Raw genomic sequence first — 11,435 nt, 5'->3', positions numbered from 1 at the left:
AAGCATAGAAACAAAAGAGTGGGTAGAAGTTGGTTTGCGCTCACAACTTGCTGGAAAGCAAACATAAGATATCGGAAAGTAAAATAACTCCTCAATTAATGCCGAAAGCGAGTATTGTCAGAAATGGGTCTGAGTTACTGTTTGTTTAAAATAACATTATCGAGAAACTGAACTGCGTCACTATTAAATTTCCAGGAGATCCCAAACTTATCAACTAGCATTCCAAAGCACGAAGACCAAGGCGTATTTGTTAACGGCATCACAACATGGCCGCCAACAGACAAATGTTTAAAGTATTCTTCCAATGTTTGTTTATCATCATTAACTAGACTAATAAATACGTTATTTCCTTTCACTATTTCCCCTGTTACCGCCATCATGGAAGGCAAAACATCCGACATCATGATTTTTCCGCCTGCAAACTCGACTGAGGACTCCATGATCATATTTAATTCATTCTCCGATAATGGATAGTTTGGATCTTGCGGGAAATCCTTAAATTTAACTTTTTTAACTTCTTTCGCGTTTAAAGCCTTCGAATAAAAATCAATCGCTTGTTCTGCAACTCCATCAAAGTTTAAATATACAATAGCTGACATAAAGTAAAACCTCCTTCGTGTTATACATGCAGTATAATGAATAAGAGGTGACAGATGTATGTCACCATTTATAGATATAGTACAAAAAAAGAAGGAGAACCTATGGAAAAGGTCGAGAGGTTAATATCCATCATCATGATATTGCTGAAAAAAGACATCGTTACAACAAAAGAATTCGCACAATTATTTAACGTTTCCAAAAGAACGATCCTTCGGGATATGGAAACTCTGAGTTTATCGAACATCCCGATCTATTCTATTCATGGAATTCATGGCGGCTATGGCATTATGGATGAATACAAGGTTGATAAACGTCTTTTAAGCAACTCCGACTTGGAGAATATATTGACTGCGCTCGGCGGATTAGGACAAATTCTAATTAGTGAAGAAGTTGAAGTGACTATTAAAAAAATAGAAGCCATGGTTAGCCCATTGTCTCCAAAAGGTTCAGTCCAACTGTCATTTTATGATTGGGAGGGTCGGTCTGAGATTCTTCAAACCTTGAAGATATGCCAAGAATCGATATCAAAGAGAAAGTTGGTCTCATTTGATTATATAGATAAAAATGGCACCGCGACGAATAGAATTGTCGAGCCATATCAGCTTCATTTTAGCGAAATGAGTTGGTATTTGAAGGGATTCTGTTTACATCGTCAGGGATATAGAACATTTAAATTATCCAGGATCGATCATCTTCTTATGGAGGAAATCACATTTAACCCTAGAGTTGATTCATTGGGACAAGAACATGAAGCAAGTTATCAATCGGAATCAGTCTCTATTAAGGCATTAATTTCGCCTAGCATAAAAGATCAATTTATAGAAAGGTACGGCCGAAAGAGTATTGAAAACTATAGTTCTGATTATCTCTTAGCCACCATCCTTGTTCCTCAAAACACTAATGGATTTCAATTTTTAGCAAGCCTCGGTACAAATCTAGAAGTCGTAGAGCCCAAAGCATATGTTGAAGAATTTCGAAATTATTTAAATAAAATGGTGGCGATATATAATGAAAACCCCAATTAATTCTGATAAATAAAGAGAGAGTGTAGTGGATTCTTTTTATACTAATTCTTTAATTTGGGTGGCCCCGTGAGGGAAAATTTACAGGTGTACGTATTGTCATTTTCTGTCCTGTTTACCCACTGGAATGCTCTGAGCAAAATGAAATACATTATGAGGGTCGTACTTTCGTTTCACTTGCTTCAATCTGCCAAAGTTCACGCCATAATACGCCTTGGGCCAGTTCTTAATCTGCAGATCGGGAAAATTCACATAATTCCCTTTAACAAAGGGACGTAACGCTTTACGGAACCTTTCCACCCACTGAATATTCCGCTCCTGCTCCCCATTGTTTCTCCAGCGGGCTGACAGTTCGTAAATTGTCTCAGCCTTCCGATGAGGATAGGCCGTTGCAGTAGGCGATACTCGACTTACCGCGCTTCCTGCACCACCTAAGCTCTGACTCCACACGCTAGAATGCCTGTTGGGTGCTTGAGCTAAAAAGTCGCGTATAATTCGTACTCCTTCAGGCGGTAAAGGTTGGAACCCGTAGGCCCCAGTTATTTTAAACTTTGGTTCCAAATTCAGGTCCGATTCGGCAAAAAAATGGGTTGCTTCAATAAAAGGTACTGTCTTCACCATCACCTTCACCGGGGTGCCTGCTCGCAAGAGCGGTCTAATCAATCGACGCAGCTCCTCTGCACCGCCAAGCAATTGCCCGGTAGATACAATGGTTCCCACCTGCTTGGCAGCCACCTCAATGGTTGAGGTTAAGCGGTTTGTGACCGATGGGGCCCAGCGTTGCCAAGCCGGTAATACCTTCTCAAGATTGCTCCATTTCCACGTAATACTGTATATAGAAACCTTCGAAATCGGTCTAACTCGAAATGTAAACTCGGTAGCAACACCAAAGTTCCCTCCCCCTCCGCCTCGCGATGCCCACAACAGATCGGGATGTTTCTTGCTGTTTGCCACAATCGTCTTTGCCCCATACCGCCCCGAAGCTACGACCATCTTCACTTGTTTCAAGTTATCGCACGTAAGTCCATATTTGCGGGAAAGAAGTCCAATGCCTCCTCCCAGGGTGAGCCCAGCTACGCCTACATCGGGTGCAGTCCCCGCCGGAATGGCCACACGCTTATTCCACAGCTTCTTGTACACACGGGCAAGTGGATTTCCTGTTTGGACAATGGCCACTCTATTTTTTCGATCAACTGTAACCTTATTCATCTCGCTCACATCGATAATAATACCGCCATTTACAGTTGAGAAGCCTTCATAGCTATGCCGTCCGCTGCGCACTCGTAGCCGTATGCCCCGCTCACGAGCCCATTTGACTGCGTTGATAACATCCTGAGTTCGTTGGCAAAAAACAATGACCCTTGGAAATTTGGAAAAACGCCTATTGAACTCCATTCTGGCCATATTGTATGACGGATTCCCCGGAATTACGATCCTTCCGGTTAATCGTGTACTTTTCTTTTGCAACTTTTGTGCCATCTACTTTACACCATCCCCGTTCATGACATAAGCCTTTCTCTTCAGCTTATTTCTATGTAGAGACACCTGGCCTAGTAACGGCACACACCCAGTGTGAATCGTAAAATAGTTCAAACCACTATGAACTAAGACATGGTCATTTATCTAAAGTGCCGATTCGCTTTGCGTCTGAGGGGTTACACCTAGAGGTGAGACGGTACGCACGCTTTTCATCAACGAGGGCAGAAAAGGAGCCATCCCTAGTGGGATAGCTCCTTTTCTTATTCTCAGTACGAATTATTCTTGTACAATTCGAAATCTGCTAATCATTTCGCTCACTTGTTGGCTTGATTGTTTCAATTGTTCAGCTGCACTATGCAGATGGGAATACGCTTGACTCTGATCGTTAGAAGCCGAACTTATCTCTTCTGTGGCAGAAGCTGCGTCTCGAGCTACATCGGATATCTTGATAATGGATGAGATAACCTGTTCCCTGCTAACATTCATCTGCCCTATATCCCCATCCATCTCTTGAATCGAACTGATGATTTCCTTTAGCATATCCATAATCGATTCAAATACCGTTCCCGACTCCTGAACAATAAGAGATTGTTCGGAGATAATCACCTCCGTCTGATTCATGACCTGCAACGTTTGAGAAACTTCTGCCTTGAGGCGTGCAATAGTTGTGTTAATTCTCTCTGTTGATTCATAAGTCATGGTCGACAGCTTGCGAATCTCTGTAGCGACGACTGCAAATCCTTTTCCGGATTCGCCGGCACGCGCCGCTTCTATGCTCGCATTTAATGCGAGGAGCTTCGTTTGCTCAGATACTTCATTAATCGTTTGTACGATTGTGGAAATCGTAAGCATCTGTTCTGCCAGGCCTTCAATATGTTGTACGACTAATTGGTTTGCTTCTGTCGTTTGGAGATTGTGATCCTGTAACCTCTTTACTTTATCCATGCCGCCTCTTAAGACGATTTCAGCCTCCGAAGACAAGCTGGTCATTTTTTTATTCCTTACATTTACCTTTTCAATCGTGTCTGAAAGCGCCATCGTTTCACGGCTCGTTGCCTCTGTCAAGGATGCTTGCTCAGAAGCACCAACTGCAATTTCATTAATGCCTGACGTCATTTCCTCGCCGGTTGCCGTTGTTTGTTCCGCAATAAAGGTAAGTTCATGAGCAGAAGTATTTACATGGCCAATCGATTGGCTTACTGTCGAAATGAGTTCTTTCATACGAGATACCATTATATTAAAATCAGCGGTTAATTGCCCAAGCTCATCCTGGGAGAAAGTACGTATATCGACGGCCAGATTGCCCTCCGCAATCTCTCGCACACGTCCGCGCAAATAACGGATCGGATGATGGATGGATCGGATGATCAAATAACCAAGCAACGATGAAGCGATCAAGCCTGCCAATGTTAAGAGGATACTGACCAATCGCAGGAAGCTGTATTGTTTTTGTGTGCTGTCCAACATGATTTGATTATCATCGTAGTACAGATCGCCTATGTGATCCAAAGCGTCTTCCATCTGATCAAACTTTTCGCTGCCCTCCTGATAAGAAAGAAGATTCGCCCTTTCACGGACAGTTGAATCCTTTGACGATAATCCGTCAATCACTTTCTTGGAGACCAAATCATACGCTGCAACCGTTGCTTCGTAGTCTTGAATCAACTTTTCCTCATTATCAAAAATTGTTCCAATTGACTTATACTTATTAAGCTTCTTCTTTGCCGACTCCTTTTGTTTCTCGTAATCCTCCAGTTGTTTCGAAAATTGTTCCGACCCTGGTTCATAACTGTACAGCGATCGCTCTGCCAACAGCATCTGATATAGGTCGATATCTGCTGTACGAATGAGATCAATGACTTCCGCCCTAATACTAAGGCTCTCCTCAAGCGAGGATTGTACCCGCTTCAGATTGTAAATCCCAACGCCTCCGATCACAAGGCTAGTGATTACAGTAACGACGATCGTTAGAATTACCTTGTTCCTGATCGTCATCGTGAACTTCCTACCTCTCATTATGCCTCACTCCCATCTAGTCCCTCTCGAGGTAACATAAAATAATATTCGACATGGTTTGCTAAACACCTTTCTATACAGCAGAGTTATGACGAAATCGTGAAATTGTTAGAAACCAAGAGTCACACACATGGGATTACGTTTCCAAACCCCATTCTTCCTAGGGAGGAAATGCTTAATTTTTAAATCACAATCGAAATACTCTGACCCTTAATCCTTTTGCTTCATTTTGACAGCAAAGGACCCCTCTGCATGGATCGCAGAAGGGTCAACGGTTAAAAAATGGTGTGCTGTTACGGTTCACCGTATCGGATCTAACGGCAAATAAAAAGGGTCTGTTTACAGTGTCTCACTTAAACAACCACTTTAGAGTAATCCTGGAGTCATTAATCCGAACGATGAGACGACCGTTACATTCGGATAGGTCCATGCGCTGACGATTTTAGCCATATCCACAACTCACCCACTTGCATTTTTTTACAAATTGGAATCATACTAACATGACGATGTTCGTTCATTATTCCATCCCGCTAAAGAAAGGTCACCTGCCAAAATGGAAATAATTAGAGGTTTGGGGCTGGTCGCAGGGAGAATCATTACCATGATCCCGCTCATGTTGTTTGTCACTTTATTTATGGGGAGAAAAGCCATTGGGAACTTCCTGTTTTTGATTTTTTAGTTATTTTAATTTTGGGAGCTCTTGTTGGAGCAGATATAGCCGACCCTGATATTCGCCACATCCCAACAGCCTTCGCTATCGTTAGTATCGGGATCGTTCAAAAGATTTTCTCAGTTGGGGTACTTAAATTTCGTTGGTTCGGTAAATTGGTAACGTTCGAGCCTATCATCGTTATATCTAAAGGTAAGTTCATAGCTAAAAACATTAGAAAAACGAAATATTCCATAGATAACATCCTGCAAATGTTAAGAGAGGAAAAGATTTTTGATGTCACTCGCGTAGAAATTGCAGTCATTGAGGCAAATGGAAAATTGAGCATTCTCGAAAAGGCCAATCGTTCAAGCTCCTCCACCATATCTTATCCCATTGCTCGGGAGGGGAAAATCGAGAAACGAATCCTCCACGAACCTGGAATAAACGAACTTTGGGTTAATGCCCAATTAGCGGCACAGCAAATTCAAAGTCTTCCTTGCGACAGTTGACGATCTGCATCGTGTATCTATTACAAAATATATGGATAGCGATCTTACAAACTTGCCCCCTGTTCATCACTAGCCTAAGGAGAATTTCATTTATGGCTGTGGAGAACGAGGAGATTGAAGTTAACCTGGTCATAACAAAATGGAATAACTTCAGCGGACGTGGCAAATGCTGAATTATCGAGTAACCGCAGAAAGAAGTTTTCTCATTCTTTCAATTGTTGGGGTATCCAAAGGAATATTAACTGTAACCTGGAGGTCAACGGAGTCCATAGCCTGAAAGGAAAGATGACCAAAACGAAGGGAACCGACAACAGGATGATTAAGCAGCTTTTCGCCTTCCGGCACATTTATAACTTGATGCAACGGCCACCATTCCCGGAACTCCTTACTTTGCTGGTGCAGGTCCTCAATAAACTCTCCCCACCAAGGATCCCCGACTGTATTTGCATAGTTGGCCCGAAACTGGGCTAACCGATGTTTGGCGTTCGCTTCCCAACTGTCACCCAGCATCCGCTTCGCATTATTCGTAGTGAATAGGCGCCATATCGAATTTCTATCTCTTGCCGACATTGCTTCGTAATCTCCAAAAACGAGAATCGCGGCCTGGTTCCAGGCTACGACATCCCACCTTGAATTTACCACAAAGGCAGGGCTTTCCCCCTGTCTGTCCAAAAAATCCTGTAGTAGCCGGCTTACCTTGTTCTGTGGCGCTTGATTACTCGGGGGTAAGTGTCCTGCAGCGAGCAAGAAGAGATGTTTTCGCTCAATGTCGTTCATTCGCAGCGCACGGGACAAGCTATCAAGCACCTGGATGGATACCTGAATATCTCTCCCCTGCTCCAGCCATGTATACCAATCCACACTGATACCAGCGAGTATGGCAACCTCTGCCCTCCTAAGACCAGGTGTCCGCCGTCTTTCACCGGAAGGCAAACCTACCTGCTCCGGAGTCAGACGGGCCCGTCGGGTACGGAGGAATTCAGCTAATTCTCCGGTCTTTTCCCGTTCCTCCTGCATTTCATCTCATCCCTCCAGTATTTCTTTGTATTCTGGGAGTAACACTCCTAGGTTAATTCCTTCTCTCGTTATTCTATATCATCGATTATATACTGATGTAGTCATATTTAATTACAAGATAAGGTTAGGAGGAGATTCTATATGAACCAACTAAATGGCAATCATTTGAAGGGTGGGGAACGAGCACCGTTATTGGATTGGAACAAGACTTCTCTGGTCGTCATTGACCTCCAAAAATGGATTGGCAGTCAGTATGCTCCTTATTCTGCCGAGATGGTCATTGCAAATTCAGCTAAGCTGGCCAATCTTTTTCGTAACAAGGGGGCTTTTGTGAATCTTGTACACGTATCCAGTAAAGACTTCAAGGATATACCTTCTCCCAAGCTCGATATCACGGTACCTAGATTGAACCTGATAGAGGGCTGGGATGAATTTGTTCCCGAGCTCGGAGTGACCGAGACAGACCATATCATCTCCAAAAAACAATGGGGGGCTTTCCATGGAACAGACCTTGACCTGCAGCTGCGCCGCCGAAATATTGATACGATCGTTTTATGCGGTATATCCTCAGGTATCGGAGTCGATACAACCGCAAGAGAGGCATTTCAGCACGGCTATCAACTTATTTTTGCAATTGACGCCATGACCGGGTTCACCAAGGCCGAACATGAGCATGTACGGGATGTTATTTTTCCGAGGATTGGCCGGATTCGCACAACGGAAGAGATTCTAGAAGGGATTTAGGTTCGCTTTAAAAGGGAAACCCGATTGTGTCTAGAATCAAAATATGCTTTTAAAAATATGGTTGGCTATGGCTCAAGGCCATCCATCCCAAGGATCTGGCTGCAGGCATACGCGTGGTTCATGCCGGAGGCACCTTAATAACGCAAGAGATGGCGGGCAAAATGATTAAAAGCATGAGCATGAACAATACCTCCACCGTAAAAAGTAATGAGTACGGGCTCAGCGCCCGTGAACTTGAAGTGCTGCATAAGCTGGCTTCCGGCCTGCGCAATCAAGACATTGCTGAGGCGCTTTTTCTTAGTGAAGGGACTGTTAAGAATTACATCTCATCGATTTACTCGAAGCTTCAGGTCAAGGGAAGGCGAGAAGCTGCCCGCATAACCCGGGATTCGGGCATATTGGATCACAAGTAACCATAAACCATGTCATGACCAAAGAACACTATCTCTTTATGACTTTTCCAGCATAAACTCATAGCTACCAAACGTTATAGGAGCTGATGAAGGACATGAGGAAAGTAAGGTCCAAAAACATAGAGAGGCTGCTTCGCTTTCCGATAATCTGGATGCTTATGGGTGCGGTTCTCTGCGCTGTCTGTAACGGCAAGTTTTAAGGCCATCCTTTGCTGGATGGCCCTTTTATCATGTCCCATTCGTGGGGGCTCTTCTTTCTGCAGGCAAAAGGCCGCCTTCCTTATTCCGTTTCATTTGGAGATGTTAACGGATTTTTGAGGGCAGGGAGTAGAACGCCGTCGATTAGCGAAGTGTAGAAAAGCTTGTCGAATGTTTTGCGCTGTACGAGTCCGCGATAAGAAGCCATTGAAGTAATAACCTGGCAGGCCATTTCAATGTCCGCACGGGTGGAGATTTCACCGCGGCCGACGGCCCGCTGCATGAGCTCACGATTCACTACAGCCCACGGTTCGAAAATTTCTCCGTTAATTGATTCCCGATTCTGCGAAAAAAAGGAGCCCAGGCCTGCGAGTACTCGAAGTTTGCGTTCACCTTCTTCGAGCGATTGCGGCTTCAATAGCGCAAGCAGATCATCGCGCAACGTTCCCGTATCGGGCAAGAGGTGAAGCTCAAGATGATTTCGATTCATCCAGGTTAAAGCATCTCGGACTAGCTCTGTCTTGGAGGACCAGCGGCGATACACCGTCGCCTTTCCGGCCTTCGCTCTAGCTGCGACCATGTCCATTGTCATTCCATCGAAACCGGCTTCGGCGAGGATGTCGATTGTCGCTTCCAGGATTTTAGCATCCCGCGTGTGATCTCGTTTCCGGCCTAATGTTTTCTCTGGCTTTTCCGCTACTTCGTCAGCTAATTTAGACCCGATTGACTCTCTACTTTTCATTTTATTCATTACATTTAACCTTCCTTTTCGGTACTAATTAGTTTCGGAACTTGAAGGTATCGTATTGTGGTGCTTTAATTTAAGTATCCCACACAGAACAGGGAATTTAAAGGAGGAGTATACCATGGATAAAAAGGTCTGGTTTATCACGGGGGCCTCTCGCGGTTTAGGCCGCATATGGGCAGAAGCCGCGCTCACGCGTGGCGATAAAGTTGCAGCTACCGCCCGCAAATTGGAGGACGTTGCCGATTTGAAGGAACGTTTCGGAGATCTCGCTCTTCCCATGACACTCGACGTAACGGATGCTGAGCAGGTCCGCCAGGTCGTTCAGCGGGCTCATGCCCATTTCGGCAAGCTGGACGTTGTCCTCAACAATGCCGGTTATACTTTGGTCGGAATGATCGAGGAGGCAAGCGAAGCCGATGTCCGCGCTCTGTTTGATGCGAACTATTTTGGTTATCTTCGAGTCATCCAAGCTGCCTTGCCACTACTGAGGAAGCAGGGCAACGGCCATTTGCTCAGCGTTTCAAGCTCCCTTGGGATCGAGGCAAGACCGCTCATCGGCTTCTATTGCTCCTCCAAATGGGCGGTCGAAGGACTCCACGAAAGCCTGGTGCAAGAGGTCAAGGACTTTGGGATTAAGGTGACACTGCTTGAACCCGGTGCCTATGCGACTGAGTTTGGCGCTTCAGGTAAGCGTGTACCGGAAATGGACGTCTATGCCGATGTACGGAAGCAGGTGTTCACGCATCTATCAACCGAGAAACGCGGCAACCCTCAATCGACTGCAGAAGCCGTTCTCAAGATCGTGGACGCAGCGGAACCCCCACTACGATTTGTGCTCGGCTCGGAAGTCCTGCCTATAGCACGCGGCATCTATGCTGACCGTCTAGCCACCTGGGAAGCCTGGGAGACTGTCTCGAATGCAGCGCAAGGCAACCCTATGCAATAAGCCGTTGCAATTGGACTGGAACGGACATCTACATCACTTAGCAGAATATATATCCGATAACCAACCGGCTTTCTATTTTAGCAAAGAGCCTCTCCGAATTTTTTTTCGAAGAGGTCCCTTGTTGTAACTATAGATTTAGCCCTACTTGTGATACGGTTCACCTTATCACTCTAACGGCGAGAAAAAAGCCGTTGTATTTCGGTTCTCCGAGCTATAGGTAATGAAAGTTTTAGGGCCATCCTTAGCCTCCCTCATCTATGAAGAAAGGACAGGGCGGTCGCCCCTGTCCTTCTTTACTTTAACTAAATTTTTCTATTATATATTTTAACTGTAATTGGAGCGACAATCATAACAAGGAGTATGCCGATAAAGATGGTCATTGATGCGCTTGAAGTGAACTGTCCATGATTGGCTAAATCTTTAAAAGCCGTGACCAAATAAGTAATAGGATTATGTTCAGCTACGCTCTGCAAAAAATGGGGCAACGTATCAATAGGCACGAAGGCGTTGGATAGGAACGACATCATCATGGTAACCATTGTCGAAATACTAGAGATCGTTGATGCGGATTTGGATAGCAGACCAATCAATGCAAATACCCAACTGATTGCGCATGCGCCGAATATGGCCAAAAGCGAAGCGACGATCAACCACCCAAACCCGGCTTCCGGACGCCATCCAAGAATAAAGCCCGTACCGATCGAGAAAAAAGCCGCCGCGACATATCGTAAAATATCTGATGCCACTAAACCAGCCAGTGGAGCAATCCGGACAATGGGTAATGATTTAAACCGATCAAAAACGCCAGTATCCAAATCTTCTCGTAATTGCGTGCCCGTTGCCGATGACGACATGACCAGTGTTTGAATTAGAATTCCCGGCACGATGATTGGCAAGTATCCTTGTACACCTCCAGCAATCGCACCTCCGAACAGATAAGAAAAGACGATCATGAAGAAAATAGGTATTACGGTTACATCTATCAATTTATCGGGATTATGTTTGATTTTCAGGATATTTCTTTTTGCCATTACAACAATATCATACAGAGCGCTCTTTAAGTTGTTTTGTTTGCTTATCACGGATTCCAT

Annotated in this window: 11 protein-coding genes; 5 read left to right on the top strand and 6 right to left on the bottom strand. The window is 44.6% G+C overall.

Annotation, left to right across the window (positions count from 1 at the left end; translation table 11 throughout):
* Window positions 1-134: 134 nt before the first annotated feature.
* Window positions 135-599 carry a VOC family protein gene (locus G9G57_RS00370; protein ID WP_164964357.1) on the bottom strand — a complete coding sequence of 155 codons (465 nt, stop codon included), beginning with the start codon at window positions 597-599 and terminating at the stop codon, window positions 135-137.
* 102 nt (window positions 600-701) lie between these two features.
* Here G9G57_RS00370 and G9G57_RS00365 point away from each other — a divergent pair, with 102 nt between their 5' ends.
* The gene (locus G9G57_RS00365; RefSeq protein ID WP_164964462.1) at window positions 702-1,625 is read left to right on the top strand and encodes a helix-turn-helix transcriptional regulator; all 924 of its coding nucleotides are present in this window, start codon (window positions 702-704) and stop codon (window positions 1,623-1,625) included.
* A 96-nt stretch (window positions 1,626-1,721) separates the two neighbouring features.
* Here G9G57_RS00365 and G9G57_RS00360 read toward each other — a convergent pair whose 3' ends face one another.
* Window positions 1,722-3,101: an FAD-binding oxidoreductase gene (locus G9G57_RS00360; protein WP_044786730.1), complete on the bottom strand. Its 1,380-nt coding sequence runs from the start codon at window positions 3,099-3,101 to the stop codon at window positions 1,722-1,724.
* Between the two features lie 276 nt (window positions 3,102-3,377).
* Window positions 3,378-5,096 carry a methyl-accepting chemotaxis protein gene (locus G9G57_RS00355; protein WP_164964356.1) on the bottom strand — a complete coding sequence of 573 codons (1,719 nt, stop codon included), beginning with the start codon at window positions 5,094-5,096 and terminating at the stop codon, window positions 3,378-3,380.
* Between the two features lie 711 nt (window positions 5,097-5,807).
* Between G9G57_RS00355 and G9G57_RS00350 the strand changes: the two genes are divergently transcribed.
* The gene (locus G9G57_RS00350) at window positions 5,808-6,278 is read left to right on the top strand and encodes a DUF421 domain-containing protein (RefSeq protein WP_017426010.1); all 471 of its coding nucleotides are present in this window, start codon (window positions 5,808-5,810) and stop codon (window positions 6,276-6,278) included.
* 174 nt (window positions 6,279-6,452) lie between these two features.
* Here the strand turns inward: G9G57_RS00350 and G9G57_RS00345 are convergent, their stop codons facing one another.
* A complete protein-coding gene (locus G9G57_RS00345; RefSeq protein ID WP_017426009.1) occupies window positions 6,453-7,295 on the bottom strand; it encodes a helix-turn-helix transcriptional regulator in 843 nt (280 codons plus the stop codon).
* 141 nt (window positions 7,296-7,436) lie between these two features.
* Here G9G57_RS00345 and G9G57_RS00340 point away from each other — a divergent pair, with 141 nt between their 5' ends.
* Both G9G57_RS00340 and G9G57_RS26125 read left to right on the top strand, forming a co-directional pair.
* The gene (locus tag G9G57_RS00340) at window positions 7,437-8,039 is read left to right on the top strand and encodes an isochorismatase family protein (RefSeq protein WP_017426008.1); all 603 of its coding nucleotides are present in this window, start codon (window positions 7,437-7,439) and stop codon (window positions 8,037-8,039) included.
* Window positions 8,040-8,152: 113 nt separating this feature from the next.
* Window positions 8,153-8,452, top strand: a complete 300-nt coding sequence (locus G9G57_RS26125; RefSeq protein ID WP_269204153.1) for a response regulator transcription factor — start codon at window positions 8,153-8,155, stop codon at window positions 8,450-8,452.
* Window positions 8,453-8,732: 280 nt separating this feature from the next.
* On the opposite strand, the gene G9G57_RS00330 is transcribed toward G9G57_RS26125, so the two are convergent.
* Window positions 8,733-9,392, bottom strand: coding sequence for a TetR/AcrR family transcriptional regulator (locus G9G57_RS00330; protein WP_231124970.1), 660 nt, complete (start codon window positions 9,390-9,392; stop codon window positions 8,733-8,735).
* A gap of 124 nt (window positions 9,393-9,516) precedes the next feature.
* Here G9G57_RS00330 and G9G57_RS00325 point away from each other — a divergent pair, with 124 nt between their 5' ends.
* Window positions 9,517-10,344, top strand: coding sequence for an SDR family NAD(P)-dependent oxidoreductase (locus G9G57_RS00325; protein WP_017426004.1), 828 nt, complete (start codon window positions 9,517-9,519; stop codon window positions 10,342-10,344).
* Between the two features lie 302 nt (window positions 10,345-10,646).
* On the opposite strand, the gene G9G57_RS00320 is transcribed toward G9G57_RS00325, so the two are convergent.
* A complete protein-coding gene (locus tag G9G57_RS00320) occupies window positions 10,647-11,435 on the bottom strand; it encodes an ABC transporter permease (RefSeq protein ID WP_017426003.1) in 789 nt (262 codons plus the stop codon).

The organism is Paenibacillus sp. EKM211P, from assembly GCF_011066175.1.
Taxonomy (GTDB): Bacteria; Bacillota; Bacilli; order Paenibacillales; family Paenibacillaceae; genus Paenibacillus; species Paenibacillus polymyxa.
The sequence above is the reverse complement of the archived record's forward strand: the minus strand, read 5'-3'. Positions and strand labels throughout refer to the sequence as shown.